Below are 20,772 nucleotides of genomic sequence, written 5' to 3' on the forward strand. Positions count from 1 at the left end.
GGCCCCCGCCAGATAGGATCCATGTCCGATCCCGCCGCCGAGCCGCTGAAACTGATCGCCCTGGACGCCGAGGATCTCTCAGTGATCTCGGCGCATCTGCAAGACGCGGTGCTGAAGCGCGGCGACATTGCCTATCGGCCCGCCGAGAAGCGTTTTGCCCTGGCGCTGCGCCGTTTCGACTGGGAAGGCGCGGCGCAAGGGCAAAAGCGCCGGCGGCTCGCCGCGCTCCATTTCGAACGCGTGACGGCCGCGCGCAGCAGCAAGGTCGCGGCCGGCGATGTGGTGCTTAGTCTGCTCGCCGTCACCTTCGCCGAGACCGACGGCCCTGCCGGGGAGGTGACCCTGCATTTCGCCGACGGCGCCGCCATCCGCCTCGATGTCGAGTGCATCGAGGCGCAGATGAAGGATCTCGGTCCGATCTGGGAAGCCGTCGCGACGCCGGCCCACCCGGACGCCGGCTGAATCACACCTGCGGTCAGGACAGCACCATGCCGATCAGGCTTGACGCACGCAATGCCGGTTTCGAGCGGGAGTTCTCTGCCCTGCTCGCGATGAAGCGCGAGGTTTCCGAGGATGTCGACCAGGTCGCGGCCGCGATCATCGCCGATGTCCGCGCCCGTGGCGATGCGGCGCTGATCGACTACACCGAGCGCTTCGACAAGCTCTCTCTGACGCCGCAGACCCTGCGCGTCACGCAAGGCGAGATCGAGGCGGCCTTCGCCGCTTGCACGCGCGAGCAGCTCGCCGCGCTCGAAACGGCCCGCGCCCGGATCGAGGCCTATCACCTGCGCCAGAAGCCGGCCGATTCCTGGTCGCGCGATGCGCTCGGCGTCGAGAGCGGCTGGCGCTGGAGCGCGGTCGAGGCGGTCGGCCTCTACGTACCGGGCGGCACGGCGAGCTATCCGTCTTCCGTGCTCATGAACGCTGTGCCGGCCAAGGTCGCCGGTGTGAAGCGCCTCGTCATGGTCGCCCCGACTCCGCGTGGCGAAGGCAATCCGCTGGTGCTCGCCGCGGCGAAGCTCGCCGGCATCGACGAGATCTACAGGATCGGCGGGGCGCAGGCCGTGGCCGGGCTCGCCTATGGCACCGCGACGATCGCGCCCGTCGCCAAGATCGTCGGCCCCGGCAACGCCTATGTCGCCGCCGCCAAACGCCGTGTCTTCGGCACGGTCGGCATCGACATGATCGCCGGCCCGTCCGAGGTCCTGGTCCTGGCCGATGCCGACGCCAATCCCGACTGGATCGCCGCCGACCTGCTCGCCCAGGCCGAGCACGACACCGCCGCCCAGTCGATCCTGATCACCGACGACGCCGCGCTGGCGGACGCGGTCGAGCGCGCGGTCGAAGGCCAGCTCCGTACCCTGCCGCGCGCCGAGATCGCGGGCGCAAGCTGGCGCGATTTCGGCGCGGTCATCCTGGTCGAGACGCTCGCGAGCGCGATTCCTCTGGTCGACCGGTTGGCGCCGGAGCATCTCGAGATCATCGCCGACGATGCCGAAGGGCTGGCGGGGCGTATCCAGAACGCCGGCGCGATCTTCCTCGGCGGACACACGCCCGAGGCGATTGGCGACTATGTCGGCGGCTCGAACCATGTCCTGCCGACAGCGCGCTCGGCCCGCTTCTCCTCCGGGCTCGGCGTCCTCGATTTCATGAAGCGCACCTCGCTGCTGAAATGCGATCCCGAGTCGTTGCGGGCGCTTGCCGGCGCCGCGACGGAACTCGCTGAAGCCGAGGGCTTGCAGGCTCACGCGCGTTCCGTGACGATCCGACTCAACGGCTGACGGCAGGCTGGCGATTCTGCGCCTGCACGGAGCTGGCGGAGGGCACATGTCGGAACGCAACCACTTGGTCGCCGTCACGCTCGACGAGGCGTCGCTCGGCCGCGGCAGCGCCGACCAGGAGCATGAACGCGCCGTTGCGATCTACGACCTGATCGAACGCAACCACTTCGCCCTGCCCGATTTCGACGGCGGCCCCTATGCCGTCCATCTCGCCCTGGTGGAGCGCCGGCTCGCCTTCGAGGTGAAGAGCGCGGACGGCGCCCCGATCGTCACTCACCACCTCTCGCTGACTCCGCTCAAGCGCATCATCAAGGACTACGAGATGGTCTGCGACAGCTATTACGCCGCCATCCGCACCGCGACGCCCTCGCAGATCGAGGCGATCGACATGGGGCGCCGCGGATTGCACGACGAGGCCGCGGTTCTGTTGGTCGAGCGGCTGGCGAACAAGGTCGAGATCGACAACGAGACGGCCCGGCGCTTGTTCACCCTGATCTACGCATTGCACTGGAAGGGCTGAACGCTTGGAGCCGCCCGTACCGCGCAAGCTCCAGAGCGTATTGTTCATGTGCGCCTACAACGCGGTGCGCTCGCCCATGGCCGAGGCCATGGCCAAGCACTTCTTCGGCAAGTCGGTCTACGTCCAGTCGGCTGGGGCCCGTAAAGGCGATGTCGATGCCTTCGCGCTGGAGGCCCTCGACGAGATCGGCATCGATGCGCGCAAGCACAAGCCCAAGACCGTCGAGGAGCTGGAGGAATGGGAGGGGCTCAATTTCGACCTGATTGTCTCGCTCTCGCCCGAGGCGCACCACAAGGCGCTGGAGCTCACCCGCACCCTCGCCGCCGAGGTCGAGTACTGGCCGACCCCGGACCCGACCATCGTCCAGGGTTCCCGCGAACAGGTGCTCGACGCCTATCGCGCCGTTCGCGACGGGCTGATGCAGCGGATCAAGGTGCGGCTGCGGTCCTGAATCCCTACTGGATCAGGACCGCGCCGCCGCAGCGCACGCCGCTGACCCAGCTGTCGGCCTGACCGAGGCCGATGCCGAGCGTGTTGAGCAGGCTCGTCAGCACCTGATCGAGCGGGGCTGCCGCGCCGGCGATGACGCCGGTGACGGCCCCGTCGAGCCCGGGTATGGGCAGACCCAGGCCCAGCAGCTCAACACGCAGGTCGAGATCCCCGACCAGCCGCGACAGCAGGCTTGCGACGAAGTTCTGCGTCGAGGTCGTCTTCTTGTCGGCTCGCTGGATCTCGGCATAGCTGAAGCTGACGGCGGTCTCGCTGGTGTTGCTGATCGTGACATGCGCCCGAGCCGTCACCTTGGCGAGACCGAGCAGGTCGAGCACCGTTGCAGCCGGTGGATTCGGCCGTGTGCTGAAATTGCCGAATTCGGCGTTGGAGACCTGCCCGATCCAGGCATCCACGACGGCCGGCGTCACGCCGACCGTCACCCGCGAACTGGTGACGTCGCCGGCGCCGCAGGAGATCGCGGTCAGCCGGGCCGTCGCGGAAGCGAGCTCCAGATAGAGCGGCAGCTTGACCAGCGAGGCCTGGCCGCTGCCGACCAGAGTGAGCGTGAGCAGCAGGCGTGTCTGGGCGGTGTGGACGCTTGCTCCGGCACGGCCGACCCGGACGAGGCTGGTCCCGACCGGCCGTTCGCCGATGGCGAGCTTGAGCGAGACCGCGGCGAGGCCGGGCACGTTGACCGCGAGGCCGAGGTCGAGCTGGCGCGAGCCATTGGCAAGCTGGGCCGCTGCCGAGATCAGGTCGAGCGCCGCCAGCGAGGCCTTGAGCGGGACCTCTTCACTGAGCTGCCGGCCGCCGTAGACGCCGAACGAGACGAGGCTCTGCAGGTTGATGCGCTGGCCCGAGCTGCCGAGGGCGCTGGAAAGGCGCCCCAGCGCCGCGATCGCGTCGCTGCCTGCTCCCTGATCGCGGGCCGCATCCTGGGCGGCCAGAACGATGTCGCCGATGCGGACATTGGCGCGCAGGACCTCCTCGAAGGTCAAGGCGGAGATCGAGGCACGCGTCGCCAGCCGGCGCGCGAAGCTGAACAGGTCGATCCGCGCTCGCGCCAGCCCCTCATAGTCCATCACCGACAGCGACAGGCTGGTTCCGAGCAGGCCGCCGAGCAGGCCGTTGAGGGCGCCGCCCTCGACGCGGGCCAGCCGAGAGCCGATGGCGAAGGCTGCCTGCGCATCCTGCGCGGCGATGGCCTGCGTCACGATGGCGACCTCGCCGCTCTCGCCGCCCAGGCTGGAGGCCAGGACGCGGCCGAGGATCAACGGCGTGGTCGCCCGCATCTCGACCCGGGCGGCGTTGGCCGCGGGTCCCGAGCCTTGTTGGAAGCGTGCTGCCGGAGCCAGGCGCGCATCGGGCGTATAGGTGCCGGCCTGGACGGTGCCGACGGCGTCGGCCGGAAAGCCGTTGCGGCTCGCGCTGGCCCGGGCCGCGTTCGTGGCACGCTCGATATCGGCCGCAGCCGCGAGCGCCGCGAGATCGGTCGCGGTCTGCTGCCGACGCTTCTGGTAGAAGATGCTCCCGACATCGACAGCCATCGCACCGAACCCGAACAGGACCAGGGAGGTGCCGGCGAAGACGATGGTCGAGAGGCCGCGGCGGTCGGCCAGGAAAGTCCCGAACAAGCGGATCATGAGGGCCTCCTGTCCGGTCGGTTCGGGGATCGCGTCAGTAGCCGCCGCGCTGGACGACGGCGCGGCGCTCGACGACCGGCATCGGCAGTGCGACCATCGAGCTGAGCCGGTTGAAGACGCTGTCCGAGTAGTCGTAGACGACCGTGACCTCGAAGCTCGGCGCCGGGGCGCCGAGCGCGGTCGTCCGGACGGTCAGCTTGCTCGGTTCGAGGAAAGCGTAGGAGCCGATGTTGCGGGTGATGAAGGAGCGGGCCAGCCGCTCGCGCTCGGCATCGTCGAGGCCGGCGACGGATGCCCGCGCTGCTTCCGCGGCAAGCTGCTGCACGCCATGGTAGACGCCGAAAGCGTGGCCGTAGCCGATGATCCCGAACAGCAGCAGCAGCAGGATGGGGGCGATGAAGGCGAACTCGACCGCCGTGCTGGCCGACTGGTCGGTTCCGAGCGCAAGGGGATCATGGCGCATGGCGTGCTGCTCATCGTTTTAACAACTATAAGTTGTAAGGACGAGCGATTGACGAAACGTAAAAGTTGTACTCTCGGCCGGCGCCGAATTGTGAAGCTCCTCCAGAGGCTTAACAGAAATTTAAGAAAGCCAGATCAGGAACGTTGCTGAGGGCAACGTTACGTTAGCCTTGCCGAGAGCCGAGCCGAGGATGAGTTCAGTCGCGATATCGACCGCATCCCGCTTCAGGCTCCGGCAATGGCGCGACATCGGCCTGATCGCAGGTCTGGCGCTCTGCTCCGGTTTCCTGGCCATCGCGAGCCTGCCCGGGCCCGTCGCGGGGCCGCCCGCTCCGCTGGCTGCTGTCTTTCCGCCCTGGGTCGTGGGCGAGGAGGCCGTGGCGCGCAGCCTGGCGACCGGCGCCAGGGTCCTGCGGCAGGGGACTGTCCCCTTCGTCGTCGTTCTCGCGCCGGAGACGACAGCAAGGCCCGTCGGCGCCCTGCTGATGCTGCGCCTCGACGGCCTAGCCGGCTGCATCATCTCACCCGAGGCCGAAGCGAGCCGCTCATGACATTGACTTTGCCCGGCTTGCGGGACCTCGTTGCGCGCTGCCTCCTTGGCCTTGCCTTCCTCCATGTCCCGCTGCTCGTACTGGCGTCTCTGGCCCAGGCCGGCGACGGTCTGATACCTGGGCTCAGCGCGTTGATGCTCGCGCTCGCGGCGCTGATCGCCTATCGCAGTGCCGGGGCCACGCTGATCGCGCAATTCGCCATCGCGATTGCCCTGATCGGTCAGGTTTCGATCCTGGTCGCGGTCTTCTCCGGGCATCCCTGGCAGCCCGACATGCATATGTATTACTTCGCCGTGCTGGCGCTGCTCGCCGGCTTCTGCGACTGGCGACCGATCATCCTCGGTGCTGCACTCACGGCGGCGCATCATCTGGTTCTGCAATTCGTCCTGCCTGCCGCCGTCTTCTACCAGGGCGGCAATCTGCAGCGGGTGGTGCTGCACGCGGTGATCGTGGTCATCGAGACCGCCTTCCTCGCGGTGATCGCGTTGATGACCGCGCGCATCTTCGCGCAGACCGAGGCCAACCTGCGCCGCGCCGAGGAGGTGGCCGAGCGCGAGCGTCTGGCGGGCGAACGCGAACGGGCGCTTGCCGATGATGCGGAGACCCGGGCCCGGAGCCTGCGCGCCATGGTCGAGAAGTTCCGCGACGAGATGGACGGCGCCATGGCCATTCTCGACAAGGCGTCCGAGGCGATGCAGGTCGATGCCCGCGGCCTCACTGGCGCGTCCGAACGGGCGCGGCAGCAGATCGCCTCCGTTTCGCGCAATTCGAACGAGATGACGACCAGTATCGAGCAGACGGCGGCCGCCAGCCAGGAACTCGCCTCTTCGATCGCTGAGATAGGCCGCAACGTCTCGCAGACCGCCGACAGCTCGCAATCGGCGGCAAGGTTGGCGCGTGCTGCCAGCACCGAGATCGAGGCGCTGGCGCGCACCGGCGAAAGCGTTGGGGCGGTCGTCGAGATCATTCGCGGAATTGCGGCGCAGACCAGCATGCTGGCTCTGAACGCGACCATCGAGGCGGCTCGCGCCGGCGCCATGGGCAAGGGCTTTGCCGTCGTCGCCAGCGAGGTGAAGACGCTCTCGGCCCAGACCGCGAGCGCAACCGACGAGGTCGCGCGCTCGATCGAAGCGATCCAGATCGCCTCGCAACGCTCGCTCAAGTCGATCCGCGAGATCGTCGCGGCGATCGGCGAGGTCGAGACCGTCTCGATCGCGATCGCTTATGCGGTCGGCGAACAGGATCGCGCCACGGCAGAGATCGCCAAGGAGGTGCAGATCTCCTCCGACGGCATCAGTCGCAGTGCCCAGAGCCTGCAGAGCTTCGAGACGGTGACGGAGCGCACCTATGCTGCTGCCGGCAGCCTGCAAAGCTCCTCCAGCGATCTGGCGACGCAGGCCCAGCGCATCCGCCGCGAAGTGGCCGAGTTCTGCGAGCGCGTCGCGGCCGCCTAGAGCATTTTCGAGCGAAGTGGATTCCGGTTCGCGTGAAGAAAATGCGATGAACCGGAAGCTCTGACTACCAGGCGCGGCCGGGACCGATCGCGCCGAGCGTCAGCCACTCTCCGAGCGTCGCGGCGATGTCGGCGAAGCTCTCGCGGCGGCCGAGCAAACCGGCCGGCACATCCGGCCCGAAGGCCAGAATCGGCACGTGCTCGCGCGTATGGTCGGATCCCGGCCAACTCGGGTCGTTGCCATGGTCGGCTGTGATGACGGCAAGGTCGCCCGGCAGCAGCAGGGCCTCCAGCTCGGGCAGATTGCGATCGAAGGCTTCGAGCGCCGCCGCATAGCCGGGAATGTCGCGGCGATGGCCGTATTCGGTGTCGAAGTCGACGAGATTGACAAAGCAGAAGCCGCCATCCGGCAGACGTTCGAATGCCTCGAGCGCCGCCGCGAACATGGCGGCGTTGCCGAAGGGCTTGATCTCCTCGCCGGTGTTCCGGTGGGCGAAAATGTCGCCGATCTTGCCGACCGTGACCACACTCCGGCCCTTGGCCGCGAGCCGGTCGAGGATCGTTTCGTCCGGTGGCGGGATCGCGAAGTCCTTGCGGTTGCCGGTTCGGGTGAAGCCGGTCTCGGTCGTGCCGATGAAGGGCCGGGCAATGACGCGTCCGATCCGCAGCGGATCGACCAGAACACGAACCCTCTTGCAGAGCGCATAGAGCCGCTCCAGGCCGAAATGCTCCTCATGCGCCGCGATCTGCAGCACAGAGTCGACCGAGGTGTAGCAAATCGGCTTTCCGGTCGAGATATGTTCCTCGGCGAGCTCGTCGATCACGGCCGTGCCCGAGGCATGCTTGTTGCCGAGGATCCCGGGCAGGGCGCCCTCGCGGATGATGGCGGCGACGAGGTCCGGCGGGAAGGTATTCTCCAGCGCGGTGAAATAACCCCATTTGAACGGCACCGGGCAGCCGGCGATCTCCCAGTGGCCAGAGGGCGTGTCCTTGCCCTGGCTGATCTCGACACCATAGCCGTACCGGCCTTGCGGTGCCGCTGGCCGTGCCACGCCGGCGAGCGGCTTGCCGGTCGAAGCCTCGCAGGCATGGCTGAGACCGAGGCGGGCGAGATTGGGGATGTGGAGCGGCCCCTTACGCAGGCCTTCGCGGTCGCCGCGCCCCTGGGCGCAGGCCTGCGCGATATGGCCGAGCGTGTCGGAACCCTCGTCGCCATAGGTCGCCGCATCCTCGGCGCCGCCGCAGCCGACGGAATCGAGCACGATCAGGATGGCGCGCGCCATCAGTCGCGCACCGCGGCGTTGTTCGCAGGCTCAAGATTGAGGGCCGCGGCGAGCAACGCCTGCGTATAGGCCTCGCGGGGGCGCTGGAAGATCTCCTCCGCCGGCCCTTCCTCGACGATCCTGCCGTTCTGCATCACCACCACTCGGTGCGACAGCGCCCTGACCACCTTGAGGTCGTGGCTGATGAAGAGATAGCCGAGCTTGCGCCTGGCCTGCAGCCCGCGCAACAACTCGACGATCTGCGCCTGGACGGACATGTCGAGCGCCGAGGTCGGTTCGTCCAGAACGACGAATTTCGGGTCGAGCGCCATGGCGCGGGCGATCGCGATGCGCTGGCGCTGGCCGCCGGAGAATTCGTGCGGATAGCGGTCCATCGTCGCCGGGTCGAGTCCGACATCGGCGAGCGCCTGCGCCACGATCTCGCGCTGGCGCTGATAGCTCAGCCCCTTCTGCTGGACGGTGAGCCCTTCGGCGACGATGTCGGCGACCGACATGCGCGGCGACAGCGAGCCATACGGGTCCTGGAAGACGACCTGGAGATCCCGGCGCTTCGGCCTGATAGCCTTGCTCTTCAGCCCGTCGATGCGGTCGCCGAGGAAGACGATCGGCCCCTCGGATGAAATCAGCCTGAGGATGGCGAGGCCGAGCGTCGTCTTGCCTGAACCGGATTCGCCGACGATGCCGAGCGTCTCGCCCTCGCGCACCGTCACCGAGATGCCGTCGACCGCCTTCACATGGCTGGTGGTCCGGCGCAGCAGCCCGGTCTTGACCGGGAACCAGACCTTGACCGGCCCGGCCTCCAGCAGGGTCGGCGCGCCGTCCGGCACCGGTTCCGGCCGGCCCTTCGGCTCGGCCGCGAGCAGGCGTTGCGTATAAGCGTGCTGGGGATTGCCGAAGATCTCGGCGACGGGGCCCTGCTCGACGATCTTGCCCTTCAGCATCACGCAGACCCGGTCGGCGATGCGCCTGACGATGCCGAGATCATGCGTGATGAACAGGATCGCCATGCCGAGCCGTGCCTGTAGCTCCTTCAGCAGCGTCAGGATCTGCGCCTGCACGGTGACGTCGAGCGCCGTGGTCGGCTCGTCGGCAATCAGGAGGTCGGGCTCGTTGGCGAGCGCCATCGCGATCATCACGCGCTGGCGCTGGCCGCCGGAAAGCTGGTGCGGGTAGGCGTCGAGGCGGCTCGCCGCGTCACGGATGCCGACCAGGGTGAGCAGTTCGAGCGTGCGCGCGCGCGCCTTCTCGCCGCGCAGGCCCTTGTGCAGTTCGAGGATCTCGCCGATCTGCCGTGCGATGGTTTGCAGCGGGTTGAGCGAGGTCATAGGCTCCTGGAACACCATGGTGATGTCGTTGCCGCGGACCTTGCGCATCGCGTCTTCGTCGGCCGCGATCAGGTCCTGGCCGTTGAACAGCACCTTGCCCGACGGATGATGCGCCGCCGGATAGTTCAGCAGCTTCAGGATCGACAGCGCCGAGACCGACTTGCCCGAGCCGGACTCGCCGACCAGCGCAAGCGTCTCGCCCTTGGCGATCTCGAACGAGACCTTGTCGACCGCGAGCGTCTCCTGCCCGCCTTGGCGGAAGGTGACGGAGAGGTCCTGGACGGAGAGAAGGGGGGCGATCATTCCCAGATATTCATCTCTCTAACGGCCTCGGCGTCGATGCGCCTCATGCCGTCGGGCAGATGGATGCGCAAATCGGAGGATATGAAAACCGAGCACTCGGCAAGCGCCGCAGTGGCGATATGAATTGCGTCGGGAGCCTTGTTGCCGAGCGTAGCACGCAGTTCTGCGCTTCGGCGCAGGATCGCACGGTCGACAGGAATAATGTCAATTTCGTTGTCCACCCCGAACAGTGTCTCGTAGACAGACAGCAATTCGGTGTTGTTTTCCCGAAGCGGCAGCACCAACACCTCAGCCAGTGTGAACTCGCTCGTATAAAGTCGCTTCTCACCGTCCCGAGTGTGATCGAGCAACGAGTCGAACAGATCGTCGTCGGTTTCCACAAATCGGATGATGGCGTTTGCGTCCAAATAGACTGACGTCACTTACGATTGCTCATGAAGGCCATTCGTCGCGCAGCTTGCGGATGCGGTCCACGGCTTCCTGCGAGGTCACGCGCTTTATCTGCCCCGAACGGACCAACTCGCGGGCCCGTCGAAGCGCGGATCGCGTGCACGAATCCGTCGAGGTCTCGGGGGTTTCGATCGTTAGGCGCACAGATGTCGCTGTACCGACCGCAATCCGCAAATCCTCGGGCAGCTTCTCGACCGGATAGTGCTCGCGCACGATCTTGTTCATCGCCTCTCTCCTTGCGGCGATCATAGCACGGTGCTCACGCGAAGGTCTTCCTCGGGTCGAAGGCGTCGCGGACGGCTTCGCCGATGAAGATCAGCAGCGATAGCATCAGCGCGATCACGACGAAGCCGGACAGGCCGAGCCAGGGCGCCTGCAGGTTCGCCTTTCCCTGTGCCAGCAATTCGCCGAGCGAGGGCGAGCCCGGCGGCAGGCCGAAGCCGAGGAAGTCGAGCGAGGTCAGCGTCGTGATCGAGCCGTTGAGGATGAAGGGCAGGAAGGTCAGCGTCGCCACCATGGCGTTGGGCAGGAGATGCTTGACCATGATCGCACTGTTGGAGAGGCCGAGCGCGCGCGCCGCGCGGACATATTCGAAGTTGCGCGCCCGCAGGAATTCGGCACGGACCACGCCGACCAGCGCCACCCATGAAAACAGTAACAGGATGCCGAGGAGGACGAAGAAGCTTGGCGTGATGATCGCCGCGACGATGATCAGGAGATAGAGCGCCGGGATCGAAGTCCAGATCTCGATGACGCGCTGGAAGATCAGGTCGGTCCAGCCGCCGAAATAGCCCTGGATCGCTCCGGCGGCGATGCCGATCACCGATGAGATCGAGGCCAGGATCAGCCCGAACAGCACGGAGATCCGGAAGCCGTAGATCAGTCGGGCGACGACATCGCGGCCCTGGTCGTCGGTGCCGAGCCAGTTCCATTCGAGCTCGCGGCAGGTCATGCCGCCGGTTCGCTCGGCGATCGGGCGGCACTGCTCGTCCTTGAGCATCCAGGTCGGCGGGGCAGGCGCCGGCACCGGCAGGTCGAGGTTGTGCGTGCGGTAGGAATAGCGGATCAGCGGCCATAAGGCCCAGCCATTCGCTGCGATTTCCCTGGCGATGGTCGGGTCGCGGTAGTCGGTGGTGGCAAGGAAGCCGCCGAATTTCTCCTCGGGATAGTTCACCGCGACCGGGAAGAGCGTCTCGCCCTTGTAGCGGACGATCAGCGGCCGGTCGTTGGCGATGAACTCGGCGAAGAGCGAGAGCACGAACAGCGTCAGGAAGATCCAGAACGACCACCAGCCGCGCTTGTTGGCCTTGAAGCTCTCGAGGCGACGTCGGTTGATCGGCGAGAGCTTGAGCCAGCCCTGCTTTGTCTGCGGGGGGACAGCGACAGGCGCGGCGGAGCGCAGGGCCGGTGGCGGAGCGTCGAGGAGGGTATCGCTCACTTCACGCCTCCCGCGATTCGAAGTCGATGCGCGGGTCGACCCAGGCATAGGTCAAATCGGTGATCAGGTGCACGATGAGGCCGATCAGCGAGAAGATGTAGAGATTGGCGAAGACGACCGGATAGTCGCGGTTGACGATCGCCTCGAAGGACAGGAGCCCAAGCCCGTCGAGCGAGAATATCGTCTCGATCAGCAGCGACCCCGCGAAGAGCGCATGCACGAAGGCCCCGGGAAAGCCGGCGATTACGATAAGCATGGCGTTGCGGAAGACATGGCCGTAGAGCACGCCGCGCTCCGACAAGCCCTTCATCCGCGCCGTCAGCACGTACTGCTTCCGGATCTCGTCGAGGAAGGAGTTCTTGGTCAGCAATGTCGAGGTCGCGAAGGCGCCCAGCGCCATCGCCAGCACCGGCAGGGCGATGTGCCAGAAATAATCGCCGATCTTGCCGATCAGGCTGAGCTGGGCCCAGTTCTCCGAGGTCAGGCCGCGCAAGGGGAATATCTGCCAGAACGAGCCACCGGCAAAGAGCACGATCAGCAGGATCGCGAAGAGAAAGCCCGGTATGGCGTAGCCGACGATGACGACGGCGCTCGTCCAGGTGTCGAAGCGCGAGCCGTCCTTGACTGCCTTGCGGATGCCGAGCGGAATCGAGATCGCATAGGAGAGCAGGGTCATCCACAGGCCGAGCGTGATCGAGACCGGCAGCTTCTCCTTGATCAATTGCAGCACCGGCGCATCGCGGAAATAGCTGCGGCCGAAATCGAAGGTCGCGTAGTCCTTCAGCATCTTGAAGAAGCGCTCATGCGCCGGCTTGTCGAAGCCGAACTGCTTCTCCAGCTCCTTGATGAAGGCGGGATCCAGCCCCTGCGCACCGCGATAGGCCGAGCCTGAATCCATCGCCTGCGCGCCGGCATCGCCGCCGGAGCCGCCGCCGACGCGCTCGGCCGCGCCGCTATTGGGATTGTTGAGCTGCGAGATGATCCGCTCGACCGGCCCGCCCGGAGCGAACTGCACGATGACGAAGGAGATCAGCAGGATGCCGAACAGGGTCGGCACCATCAGCGCCAGACGCCGGGCGATGTAGTTCAGCATTCCCGCTTATGCCTTCCCGATCCGCTTGGCCTTTTCCGCATCGTACCACCAGGTGCCCGGCGCGCCGGAACCGAATTTCGGCTTGGTCTGCGGGCGCTCGTACATGTCCCAATAGGCCAGCCACTCGCTGGCATTCCACCACATCGGGATCCAGTAGCGCCCGGCCCGCAGCAGCCGGTCGAGGCATTTGGCGGCGACCACCACCTCGGCATAGCTCTTGGCCTGGCCGACCTTGTCGATCATCGCGTCGATCGCCGGATCGGCGATCCCGCCGACATTGCGCGAGCCGCGCGTCTTGGCTGCTTCCGAGCCGTAGATCACGCGCATCGTGTCGCTTGGGATGGCGCTGCCGCTCATCGCCCGGCTGATCATGTCGAAGTCGAACTCGTCGAGCCGGCGCTGGTACTGGGCGCCATCGACGATGCGTGAGGTCGCGTTGATGCCGAGCCGCTTGAGATTGGCCTGGAAGGGCTGGGTGTGCGGTTGCAGCGAGGGGGTCGAATCGAGGAACTCGATCTCGAAGGGCTGGCCGTTCGGCAGCTTCATGACATTGCCGTCGCGCTTGCAGCCGGCGGCACGCAGCATCTCGTCGGCCCGGCGCAGCAAGGCGCGGTCACTGCCGGAGCCGTCCGAGACCGGCGGCAGGAAGGGCTCGCCGAAGACCTCGTCCGGGACCTTGCCGCGGAACGGCTCGAGCAGCGCGAACTCTTCCGGCGAAGGCTTGCCGACCGCCTTCGAATCCGAGTTCTCGAAATAGGAGGTCGCCCGCGAGAAGGACGAGAACATGATGTTCTTGTTGGTCCACTCGAAGTCGAAGGCGAGGCCGAGTGCCTCGCGGATGCGCGGGTCGGCGAATTTCTCGCGGCGCAGATTGTAGATCCAGCCCTGCGAGCCGATCGGTTCGGTCTTCGGCAGGGCCTCCTTCTTGACCTTGCCTTCGTGGATGGCCGGGAAGTCGTATCCCGTCGCCCAGATCCGCGAGGTGAATTCCTCCTGGAAGGTGATCACCCCGCTCTTGAAGGCTTCGAAGGCGACCTGCCGGTCGCGGAAATACTCCCAGCGGACACGGTCGAAATTGTTCTGCCCGACATTCACCGGCAGATCCTTGGCCCAGTAATCCGGCACGCGGTCGAACTCGATGAAGCGGCCCTGCTCGAACTTTCCGACCTTGTAGGCGCCCGATCCGAGCGGCGGCTCCAGTGTCGAGGCCTCGAAATTGCGAGTCGACCAGTATTTCTCCGAGAAGACCGGCAGGCCGGCGACGACGAGATGCAGGTCGCGGCTGCGCTTCGCCGAGAGCTTCACCACGAGGACGTCGTCGCTCTCGGCGACCGCCGATTCCATCTCGCCAAGGATCAGCCGGTAGGTCGGATGGCCCTTGCTCTTCAGCAGGTTGAACGAGAAGGCGGCGTCGCCGGCGGTGACCCGCGAGCCGTCATGGAACTTCGCCTCCGGCCGCAGGCGGAAGCGGTAGGTCAGCTTGTCCTGCGAGACCGAGACGCTCCTCGCGATCAGGCCGTAGAGCGAGCCGGGTTCGTCGCCTGAGCCAGCCATCAGGCTGTCGAAGCAGGCATCCATGCCGGCCGCGCCGTCGCCCTGCAGCACATAGGTGTTCAGCGTGTTGAAGGTGTCGAAGCTCTGATTGCCGCCGGCACGCTTGATCTGGATGGTGATCGAACCACCTTTCGGCGCTTTCGGATTCACATAGGCGAAATGCGGGAAGTCCGGCGGCAGTGCCAGCTCGCCGAAGGTCGAGAGGCCATGGACCTCGTTCTCCTGCGCCAGCGCCGCCGTGAGCGAGGCCGGCAGCGTGGCCGCGCCTGCGATGGCACCGCCGGCTTTGAGCAGCCTGCGGCGGGTGATCCGGATCGCCATGCGATACCCCTTGCGATTCGTCGTCCGATTATGTCGTTACGCCGAGCTAACGCTAGCGCTGCGCGCATTTCCGGTCATGGTGACGGCAATTGCATGGCGCCGACAAGCAAAAGCCGGGCTTTCGGCCCGGCTCATGACGTCACATCGGCGCGAGGCGCGCTATCAAATCAGGGTTTCGGCAGCGGCTTCGGCGAATCGGCGAGGCTGTTGAGATAGGCGACCACGTCGGCGCGGGCCTCGGGCCGGGCGATGCCGGCAAAGGCCATCGCGGTGCCGGGGACGTAGGCCTTCGGGTTCTTCAGGAAGTGGTCGAGCGCGTCGGCGTCCCAGCTCTTGTCGCCGCGGGCCTTCATCGCCGCGGAATAACCGAAGCCGGCGACCGAACCCTCGGCGCGGCCATAAACGTCATAGAGATGCGGGCCGACCTTGTTGGCGCCGCCCTTCTCGAAGGTGTGGCAGGCCTTGCAGGCGCCGACGGCCTTCTCGCCCTTGGCCACGTCCGCCTTGGCGAGGCGCACCGCGATCGGCTCTTCGACTGCCGCTGCAGCGCCCGCGCCGCCAGCTGCCGCCGCCGGCTCGAGGCTAGGCAGGTCATAGCCAGGGACAACCGGCTTCTTCGGGGCGAAGACGATGCCGGCGCCCATGTTCAGGGCCATGACGACGAGCAGGGTCGACAAACCCGCGCCAGCGATCTTGTTCAGTTCGATATTCATCGTCTCTCACAACCCCCGGCCCGCCCGTCGGCGAAGCAAGACAGCGCTGCGGCCGGACCCTTGCGGGAGCCGGCACGTCTGCGCTGCTTAACCGCTTTGCGCGCTGCATTGCAACTCGTATAAGCACGCTCCGCTTTGAGACCTTTTGCCGCCCCCGCGAGCTTCCACAGCCAATGCCCAACCCGCTGATCCTGATCCCGGCCCGCATGCAGGCGACGCGCCTGCCGGGCAAGCCGCTGGCCGACATCCTGGGCGAGCCGATGATCGTCCGCGTCTGGCGCCGTGCCATCGAGGCTGGTGTCGGCGATGTCGTGGTCGCGACCGATGACGAGCGCATCCTCGCGGCGATCGAGCAGGCCGGCGGCCGGGCGGTGATGACCAGCCCCGCGCATCAGACCGGCTCCGACCGGATCAAGGAAGCGGCCGACATCGTCGATCCGAAAGGCGAGCACGACATCATCGTCAACGTCCAGGGCGACTTCCCGACGTTGGCGCCGGCTGCAATCGCGGCTGCGGTCGAGCCGCTCGCCGATCCGGCCGTCGACATCGCGACGCTGGCCGGCGAGATCACCGAGGACGAGGAGAAGACCGCGCCGAGCGTGGTCAAGCTGATCGGCAGCGAGGTTTCCCCCGGCCGGATGCGGGCGCTCTACTTTACCCGCGCGACGGCCCCTTATGGCGATGGCCCGCTCTATCACCATGTCGGCCTCTACGCCTATCGCCGCCGCGCGCTCGACCGCTTCGTCTCGCTTCCGCAATCACCGCTGGAGCTGCGCGAGAAGCTCGAGCAGCTGCGGGCGCTAGAGGACGGCATGCGCATCGACGCGATGATCATCGATCACGTCCCGCGCGGCGTCGACACGCCTCCCGATCTGGATCGCGCCCGCGCGTTCCTGACATCCAAAGCCTGAGCCTGAAAGTCCTAGAATGTCAGTCGTCGTTTCCTATCAGGGTGAGCCCGGAGCCTTCTCCTCGCAGGCGGCCCTCCAGGTCTTTCCGGATTGCGAGCTCTTGCCCTGCCGGACCTTCGAGGACGCGCTCGCCGCGGTCTCGGACGGCGCCGCCCGCTACGGCATGATCCCGATCGACAATTCGATCGCGGGCCGCGTTGCCGACATCCATCATCTGCTGCCGCGCTCTGGGCTCCACATCATCGGCGAGCACTTCCTGCCGATCCGCTTCCATCTGATGGCGGTCGAGGGTGCGACGCTGGCGACGCTGAAGACGGTGCAGAGCCACATCCACGCGCTCGGCCAGTGCCGCAAGATCATCCGCAAGCTCGGACTCAAGGCCGAGGTCGCGGCCGACACGGCCGGCTCGGCCCGGCAGGTCGCCGAGGCCGGCGATCCGACGCGGGCCGCGATCGCGCCGCACATCGCCGCCGAGGTCTACGGGCTCAACATCCTGATGGAGGACATCGAGGACGAGAAGCACAACACCACGCGCTTCGTCGTACTCTCGAAATATCCGGAATTCGCCCGCCAGGGTTCGGGCAAGACGGTGACCACGCTGATCTTTCAGGTCCGCAACCTGCCGGCGGCGCTCTACAAGGCGCTCGGCGGCTTCGCCACCAACGGCGTCAACATGACCAAGCTCGAGAGCTACATGGTAGATGGCCATTTTTCGGCGACGATGTTCTACAGCGACGTCGAGGGGCATCCCGACGACCCGGCGCTGCGTCGCGCGCTCGACGAGCTCGCCTTCTTCTCCAAGGAGCTGAAGATTTTGGGCGTCTATCCCGCGCACGAATTCCGCGACAGCTTCCCCGAGCCGGGGGAGTAGGGCGCCCAGCGAATGCTTGCCTTGCTGATTCGCTCAAAGTCGCCGCTTAAGGGGCTGGCTGATCAAATTTACGGGGATATTTTCAATGCAAAATATGAGCAAAGAGAATCAGCCAACAAGGGCGGTGTGTACTACAGAGCATATGGTTTATTCTGCGATTTCTCGCTCATTGAATATGATGAAAACGAATTTCTGCTATTAACAGATAGTAAGGCTCTTTTTAAGGATGAGCCTGAATTAGATGAATTCATTTATAATAGAATTAAGTGGAGGCTTAATACTCGAGATATCGAGTCGAAGATAATTGAGATTTAATAGCTGGTAACTCGTGTGTTTTATGTCTCCGGCAGACTTAGTTGTTTCGGCATAATGCTGCTACGGCTCCTCGCCGTCCACAGCCCACGCCTTCAGGATCGTGTTGGCGATCGCCATATGCGGCGGGCAGAACAGATTGTCGGGGTGCTTGCCCTCCAGCATCTGCAGCGCCTCGGCGCGGCTGAACCAGCGACCGGCTTCCAGCTCGGTGCCATCCAGCACGATGTCGTCGTTCAGCGCCTCGGCGATGCAGCCGATCATCAGCGACCCCGGGAAAGGCCAGGGCTGCGAGGCAATGTAGCGCACCGTGCCGGTGCGCAGGCCGGCTTCCTCCCAGGTCTCGCGCCTGACCGCATCCTCGAAGGTCTCGCCCGGCTCGACGAAGCCGGCGATGCAGGAATACATGCCGGGCGCAAAGCGCGCCTGGCGCGCCAGCAGGCAGTTGTCGCCGCGCACCGCCAGCATGATCACGACCGGATCGGTGCGCGGGAAATGCTGGGCGCCGCAAGCCTCGCATTGCCGTTTCCAGCCGGCCGAGCCGAGCTTGGTCGGCGCGCCGCACTGGGCGCAGCAGCGATGGCGGGCATGCCAGTCGAGCAGGGCCTTGGCCTCGCCGAGCGGGCCAAGCTCATCCTTCGGCACCAGCCGCTTCAGCGCGACGCTGCGCAGGTCGGTGACGACGAGTACGGCCTGCTCGCGCAGGCCATCGAGCAGTTCGCGGTCGATCAGCCGGCCGAAGCGCGGCGCCCCGTCCGGATCGAGCCCGAGGAAGACCTCTTCCTGCGCCGGGCCCAGGCCATCGGCACCGCTCTCGTCGAACCAGACGGTCTGCGTCTCGGCACCCGTCCGCAACAGGATCGGCGTCTCGCCGGCAACGACGGCGAAACGCGTGTCGCTGCGTTCTCGCAAGGCGGCGACCTCGTCCGGCCGGTCGCGCAGATCGGCGCGGCGGTCGAGCGGGCTGGTGGCGAAGCCGGTCTGGGCTGAGCGTTCTTTGCGGCGGGAGGCGTCGTTCATGCCTCCCGTCCTACTCCGCTTTCGGTCCGACCGGAACGGGGTCGAATGCAGAATTATACGTATGCGAACGTTTGCCGGCAGCGCGACGCTGGCTCAGCTGTTTCCGCGCCCACGCAGCAGATGGATGATGCCGGAGAAGTCGGTGCCGCCTTCGCCCCAGGCATTGTGCAGGCCGTAGACCTGCGCGGCCGCCGAGCCCAGCGGCGTCGAGGCGCCGGCGGCCTGCGCCGCTTCCTGGGCGAGCTTCAGATCCTTCAGCATCAGCGCCGAGGCGAAGCCGGGCTTGTAGTCGTTGTTGGCCGGGGAGGTCGGCACCGGGCCGGGCACCGGGCAATAGGTCGTCAGCGACCAGCACTGGCCGGACGAGGTCGATGCGACGTCGAACAGCGCCTGATGCGACAGGCCGAGCTTCTCGGCCAGCACGAAGGCCTCGGAGACGCCGATCATCGAGATGCCGAGGATCATGTTGTTGCAAATCTTCGCCGCCTGGCCGTTGCCGGCGTCGCCGCAATGCACGACCTTCTTGCCCATCGCCGACAGGATCGGCTCGCCGCGCTTGAAGGCATCGCCACTGCCGCCGACCATGAAGGTCAGCGTCGCGCCCTGGGCGCCGCCGACGCCGCCCGAGACCGGCGCGTCGAGCGAAAGGCAGCCGCGCTCGGCGGCGAGCGCATGCGCCTTGCGGGCGCTCTCGACGTCGATGGTCGAGGAATCGATCAGGAGGGTGCCCGGCTTCACGGCGGGGAGGATGTCGGTCCAGACCCCCAGCACATGCTTGCCGGCCGGCAGCATGGTGACCACGATCTCGGCATCCGCGACCGCCTCCTTGGCCGAACCGGCGATGCCGACGCCGAGCGCCGCGGCGGCGTCCTTGGAAGGCTGCGACAGGTCGAAGGCGGAGACCTTGTGCCCGGCCTTGACCAGGTTGCCGGCCATCGGCCCGCCCATATTGCCGAGACCGATGAAGGCGATGGTGCTCATGGTCGTTCTCTCCTGCCTGTATTCTCGGGGCGTCATCCCGGCCGCAGCGAAGCGGAGAGCCGGGGTCCATGCCTGAACCGTTCCGGAATGGATCCCGGGTCGGACTGACGTCCGCCCGGGATGACCTGCGTTTGTTAGTTCCCCTTGGCGCGCCCAACCAGCGAGCGCGCCACGATCATCCGCATCACCTCGTTGGTGCCCTCCAGAATCTGGTGGACCCTGAGGTCGCGGACGATCTTCTCGATGCCGTAATCGGCGAGATAGCCATAGCCGCCATGGATCTGCAGCGCCTGGTTGGCGACCTCGAAGCCGGTGTCGGTCGCGACCCGCTTGGCCATGGCGCAGAGCTTGCTGGCATCCGGCGTCTTCTTGTCGAGCGCTGCTGCAGCACGCCACAGAAAGGTGCGGGCCGCCTCAAGCTCGGTCGCCATGTCGGCGAGCTTGAACTGCAGCGCCTGGAAGTCGGCGATGCGTGCGCCGAAGGCCTTGCGCTCCTGGGCATAGCCGAGGGCCTTGTCGAGCGCGCCCTGCGCCCCGCCGATCGAGCAGGCGCCGATATTGAGCCGGCCGCCGTCGAGGCCGGCCATGGCGATCTTGAAGCCGATGCCTTCCGGGCCGATCCGGTTGGCGACGGGCACGCGGCAGTTCTCGAAGATCACGGCGCGCGTCGGCTGGGCGTTCCAGCCCATCTTCTTCTCGTTGGCGCCGAAGGAGAGGCCGGGCGTGCCCTTCTCGACGACGATGGTCGAGATGCCGGACGGGCCGGCCTCACCGGTGCGGACCATCACGACATAGATGTCGGAGACGCCGGCGCCGGAGATGAACTGCTTCTGGCCGTCGAGGACATAGTGGTCGCCGTCGAGCACGGCCTTGGTCTTCAGCGCGGCGGCGTCCGAGCCGGCGCCCGGCTCGGTCAGGCAGTAGCTCGCGAGATGCTCCATGCTGCAGAGCTTCGGCAGGAACTTGTGGCGCTGCTCTTCCGACCCGTAGCGGTCGATCATCCAGGCGCACATGTTGTGGATCGAGATATAGGCGGCGACTGTCGGGCAGCCCGTCGACAGCGCCTCGAAGATCACCGCCGCGTCGAGGCGCGACAGGCCGGAACCGCCGACATCGTCGCGGATGTAGATGCCGCCCATGCCGAGCGCAGCCGCCTGGCGCATCTCCTCGACCGGGAAATGCTTCTCCTCGTCCCAGCGCACGGCGTGCGGCGCCAGGGTTTCGGCAGCGAAACCCTGGGCCATGTCGCGGATCGCGATCTGGTCTTCGGTGAGGGAGAACACGATCCGATCTCC

The 20,772-nt window shown here is 66.4% G+C and carries 22 protein-coding genes; 9 read left to right on the plus strand and 13 right to left on the minus strand.

The annotated features are described in order from the left end of the window. Positions 1-21: 21 nt before the first annotated feature. From V7S63_RS21850 to V7S63_RS21865, 4 genes are read left to right on the plus strand one after another with little or no spacing between them, the layout of a single operon-like run. Positions 22-462, plus strand: coding sequence for a DUF2948 family protein (locus V7S63_RS21850; protein ID WP_091833966.1), 441 nt, complete (start codon positions 22-24; stop codon positions 460-462). Between the two features lie 26 nt (positions 463-488). Continuing rightward, entirely contained in the window at positions 489-1,781 is a 1,293-nt protein-coding gene (gene hisD / locus V7S63_RS21855; protein ID WP_100961145.1) for a histidinol dehydrogenase, read from the plus strand. Between the two features lie 46 nt (positions 1,782-1,827). After that, positions 1,828-2,301 (plus strand): UPF0262 family protein, encoded by a 474-nt coding sequence (locus V7S63_RS21860; protein ID WP_091833972.1) that lies wholly within the window; start codon positions 1,828-1,830, stop codon positions 2,299-2,301. A gap of 46 nt (positions 2,302-2,347) precedes the next feature. Then, a complete protein-coding gene (locus tag V7S63_RS21865) occupies positions 2,348-2,752 on the plus strand; it encodes an arsenate reductase/protein-tyrosine-phosphatase family protein (protein WP_091834402.1) in 405 nt (134 codons plus the stop codon). Between the two features lie 4 nt (positions 2,753-2,756). Here the strand turns inward: V7S63_RS21865 and V7S63_RS21870 are convergent, their stop codons facing one another. Together V7S63_RS21870 and V7S63_RS21875 are read right to left on the minus strand one after the other, a co-directional pair. Then, positions 2,757-4,436 carry a pilus assembly protein TadG-related protein gene (locus V7S63_RS21870; RefSeq protein ID WP_336531756.1) on the minus strand — a complete coding sequence of 560 codons (1,680 nt, stop codon included), beginning with the start codon at positions 4,434-4,436 and terminating at the stop codon, positions 2,757-2,759. 34 nt (positions 4,437-4,470) lie between these two features. After that, positions 4,471-4,899, minus strand: a complete 429-nt coding sequence (locus V7S63_RS21875; protein ID WP_091833977.1) for a TadE/TadG family type IV pilus assembly protein — start codon at positions 4,897-4,899, stop codon at positions 4,471-4,473. 190 nt (positions 4,900-5,089) lie between these two features. On the opposite strand from V7S63_RS21875, the gene V7S63_RS21880 reads away from it, so the two are divergent. Both V7S63_RS21880 and V7S63_RS21885 read left to right on the plus strand, forming a co-directional pair. Next, positions 5,090-5,449: a hypothetical protein gene (locus V7S63_RS21880; RefSeq protein ID WP_336531757.1), complete on the plus strand. Its 360-nt coding sequence runs from the start codon at positions 5,090-5,092 to the stop codon at positions 5,447-5,449. Continuing rightward, positions 5,446-6,903, plus strand: a complete 1,458-nt coding sequence (locus V7S63_RS21885; RefSeq protein ID WP_336531758.1) for a methyl-accepting chemotaxis protein — start codon at positions 5,446-5,448, stop codon at positions 6,901-6,903. Before V7S63_RS21880 ends, V7S63_RS21885 begins: the two co-directional genes overlap by 4 nt. Before the next feature lie 64 nt (positions 6,904-6,967). On the opposite strand, the gene V7S63_RS21890 is transcribed toward V7S63_RS21885, so the two are convergent. The 8 genes from V7S63_RS21890 to V7S63_RS21925 form a co-directional block, all read right to left on the minus strand. After that, a complete protein-coding gene (locus V7S63_RS21890; RefSeq protein ID WP_336531759.1) occupies positions 6,968-8,185 on the minus strand; it encodes a phosphopentomutase in 1,218 nt (405 codons plus the stop codon). After that, on the minus strand, positions 8,185-9,813 hold the full coding sequence (locus V7S63_RS21895; protein WP_336531760.1) for an ABC transporter ATP-binding protein: 1,629 nt from the start codon (positions 9,811-9,813) through the stop codon (positions 8,185-8,187). Before V7S63_RS21895 ends, V7S63_RS21890 begins: the two co-directional genes overlap by 1 nt. Beyond that, positions 9,810-10,235, minus strand: coding sequence for a type II toxin-antitoxin system VapC family toxin (locus V7S63_RS21900; RefSeq protein WP_336531761.1), 426 nt, complete (start codon positions 10,233-10,235; stop codon positions 9,810-9,812). Before V7S63_RS21900 ends, V7S63_RS21895 begins: the two co-directional genes overlap by 4 nt. 10 nt (positions 10,236-10,245) lie before the next feature. Next, positions 10,246-10,488, minus strand: coding sequence for a hypothetical protein (locus V7S63_RS21905; protein WP_336531762.1), 243 nt, complete (start codon positions 10,486-10,488; stop codon positions 10,246-10,248). Positions 10,489-10,522: 34 nt separating this feature from the next. After that, complete coding sequence (locus tag V7S63_RS21910; RefSeq protein WP_442896495.1) at positions 10,523-11,701, minus strand: ABC transporter permease; 1,179 nt, start codon at positions 11,699-11,701, stop codon at positions 10,523-10,525. A gap of 1 nt (position 11,702) precedes the next feature. Continuing rightward, entirely contained in the window at positions 11,703-12,794 is a 1,092-nt protein-coding gene (locus V7S63_RS21915) for a microcin C ABC transporter permease YejB (protein WP_100961165.1), read from the minus strand. A 6-nt stretch (positions 12,795-12,800) separates the two neighbouring features. Next, positions 12,801-14,669, minus strand: a complete 1,869-nt coding sequence (locus V7S63_RS21920) for an extracellular solute-binding protein (protein WP_336531763.1) — start codon at positions 14,667-14,669, stop codon at positions 12,801-12,803. 167 nt (positions 14,670-14,836) lie between these two features. After that, positions 14,837-15,382 carry a c-type cytochrome gene (locus V7S63_RS21925; protein ID WP_091834010.1) on the minus strand — a complete coding sequence of 182 codons (546 nt, stop codon included), beginning with the start codon at positions 15,380-15,382 and terminating at the stop codon, positions 14,837-14,839. 173 nt (positions 15,383-15,555) lie between these two features. On the opposite strand from V7S63_RS21925, the gene V7S63_RS21930 reads away from it, so the two are divergent. Genes V7S63_RS21930 through V7S63_RS21940 form a run of 3 tightly spaced genes read left to right on the plus strand, consistent with a single transcriptional unit; the run spans position 15,556 to position 17,479 of the window. Beyond that, complete coding sequence (locus V7S63_RS21930) at positions 15,556-16,293, plus strand: 3-deoxy-manno-octulosonate cytidylyltransferase (RefSeq protein WP_091834013.1); 738 nt, start codon at positions 15,556-15,558, stop codon at positions 16,291-16,293. Positions 16,294-16,309: 16 nt separating this feature from the next. Next, entirely contained in the window at positions 16,310-17,164 is an 855-nt protein-coding gene (locus V7S63_RS21935; protein ID WP_091834017.1) for a prephenate dehydratase, read from the plus strand. Positions 17,165-17,176: 12 nt separating this feature from the next. Continuing rightward, complete coding sequence (locus V7S63_RS21940; protein WP_336531764.1) at positions 17,177-17,479, plus strand: hypothetical protein; 303 nt, start codon at positions 17,177-17,179, stop codon at positions 17,477-17,479. Between the two features lie 60 nt (positions 17,480-17,539). Here V7S63_RS21940 and nudC read toward each other — a convergent pair whose 3' ends face one another. The 3 genes from nudC to V7S63_RS21955 all read right to left on the minus strand — a co-directional run bounded on the left by nudC (position 17,540) and on the right by V7S63_RS21955 (position 20,763). Then, entirely contained in the window at positions 17,540-18,496 is a 957-nt protein-coding gene (gene nudC, locus V7S63_RS21945) for an NAD(+) diphosphatase (protein ID WP_100961169.1), read from the minus strand. 93 nt (positions 18,497-18,589) lie between these two features. Next, positions 18,590-19,513, minus strand: a complete 924-nt coding sequence (gene mmsB / locus V7S63_RS21950) for a 3-hydroxyisobutyrate dehydrogenase (RefSeq protein WP_336531765.1) — start codon at positions 19,511-19,513, stop codon at positions 18,590-18,592. A 98-nt stretch (positions 19,514-19,611) separates the two neighbouring features. Beyond that, positions 19,612-20,763, minus strand: a complete 1,152-nt coding sequence (locus V7S63_RS21955; RefSeq protein ID WP_336531807.1) for an isobutyryl-CoA dehydrogenase — start codon at positions 20,761-20,763, stop codon at positions 19,612-19,614. Positions 20,764-20,772 lie beyond the last annotated feature (9 nt).

Source organism: Allobosea sp. CCNWLY174 (assembly GCF_037120455.1).
Taxonomy (GTDB): domain Bacteria; phylum Pseudomonadota; class Alphaproteobacteria; order Rhizobiales; family Beijerinckiaceae; genus Allobosea; species Allobosea lupini.

What these genes read in the sequence shown, in the direction of transcription:
- V7S63_RS21850 (WP_091833966.1), top strand. Translation starts at nt 22, where the DNA reads ATGTCCGATCCCGCCGCCGAGCCGCTGAAACTGATCGCCCTGGACGCC.
- V7S63_RS21865 (WP_091834402.1), top strand. Translation starts at nt 2,348, where the DNA reads ATGTGCGCCTACAACGCGGTGCGCTCGCCCATGGCCGAGGCCATGGCC.
- V7S63_RS21860 (WP_091833972.1), top strand. Translation starts at nt 1,828, where the DNA reads ATGTCGGAACGCAACCACTTGGTCGCCGTCACGCTCGACGAGGCGTCG.
- mmsB (WP_336531765.1), bottom strand. Translation starts at nt 19,513, where the DNA reads ATGACGCCCCGAGAATACAGGCAGGAGAGAACGACCATGAGCACCATC.
- V7S63_RS21880 (WP_336531757.1), top strand. Translation starts at nt 5,090, where the DNA reads ATGAGTTCAGTCGCGATATCGACCGCATCCCGCTTCAGGCTCCGGCAA.
- V7S63_RS21940 (WP_336531764.1), top strand. Translation starts at nt 17,177, where the DNA reads ATGCTTGCCTTGCTGATTCGCTCAAAGTCGCCGCTTAAGGGGCTGGCT.
- V7S63_RS21875 (WP_091833977.1), bottom strand. Translation starts at nt 4,899, where the DNA reads ATGCGCCATGATCCCCTTGCGCTCGGAACCGACCAGTCGGCCAGCACG.
- V7S63_RS21870 (WP_336531756.1), bottom strand. Translation starts at nt 4,436, where the DNA reads ATGATCCGCTTGTTCGGGACTTTCCTGGCCGACCGCCGCGGCCTCTCG.
- nudC (WP_100961169.1), bottom strand. Translation starts at nt 18,496, where the DNA reads ATGAACGACGCCTCCCGCCGCAAAGAACGCTCAGCCCAGACCGGCTTC.
- V7S63_RS21915 (WP_100961165.1), bottom strand. Translation starts at nt 12,794, where the DNA reads ATGCTGAACTACATCGCCCGGCGTCTGGCGCTGATGGTGCCGACCCTG.
- V7S63_RS21905 (WP_336531762.1), bottom strand. Translation starts at nt 10,488, where the DNA reads ATGAACAAGATCGTGCGCGAGCACTATCCGGTCGAGAAGCTGCCCGAG.
- V7S63_RS21930 (WP_091834013.1), top strand. Translation starts at nt 15,556, where the DNA reads ATGCCCAACCCGCTGATCCTGATCCCGGCCCGCATGCAGGCGACGCGC.
- V7S63_RS21925 (WP_091834010.1), bottom strand. Translation starts at nt 15,382, where the DNA reads ATGAATATCGAACTGAACAAGATCGCTGGCGCGGGTTTGTCGACCCTG.
- V7S63_RS21935 (WP_091834017.1), top strand. Translation starts at nt 16,310, where the DNA reads ATGTCAGTCGTCGTTTCCTATCAGGGTGAGCCCGGAGCCTTCTCCTCG.
- hisD (WP_100961145.1), top strand. Translation starts at nt 489, where the DNA reads ATGCCGATCAGGCTTGACGCACGCAATGCCGGTTTCGAGCGGGAGTTC.
- V7S63_RS21890 (WP_336531759.1), bottom strand. Translation starts at nt 8,185, where the DNA reads ATGGCGCGCGCCATCCTGATCGTGCTCGATTCCGTCGGCTGCGGCGGC.
- V7S63_RS21920 (WP_336531763.1), bottom strand. Translation starts at nt 14,669, where the DNA reads ATGGCGATCCGGATCACCCGCCGCAGGCTGCTCAAAGCCGGCGGTGCC.
- V7S63_RS21885 (WP_336531758.1), top strand. Translation starts at nt 5,446, where the DNA reads ATGACATTGACTTTGCCCGGCTTGCGGGACCTCGTTGCGCGCTGCCTC.
- V7S63_RS21895 (WP_336531760.1), bottom strand. Translation starts at nt 9,813, where the DNA reads ATGATCGCCCCCCTTCTCTCCGTCCAGGACCTCTCCGTCACCTTCCGC.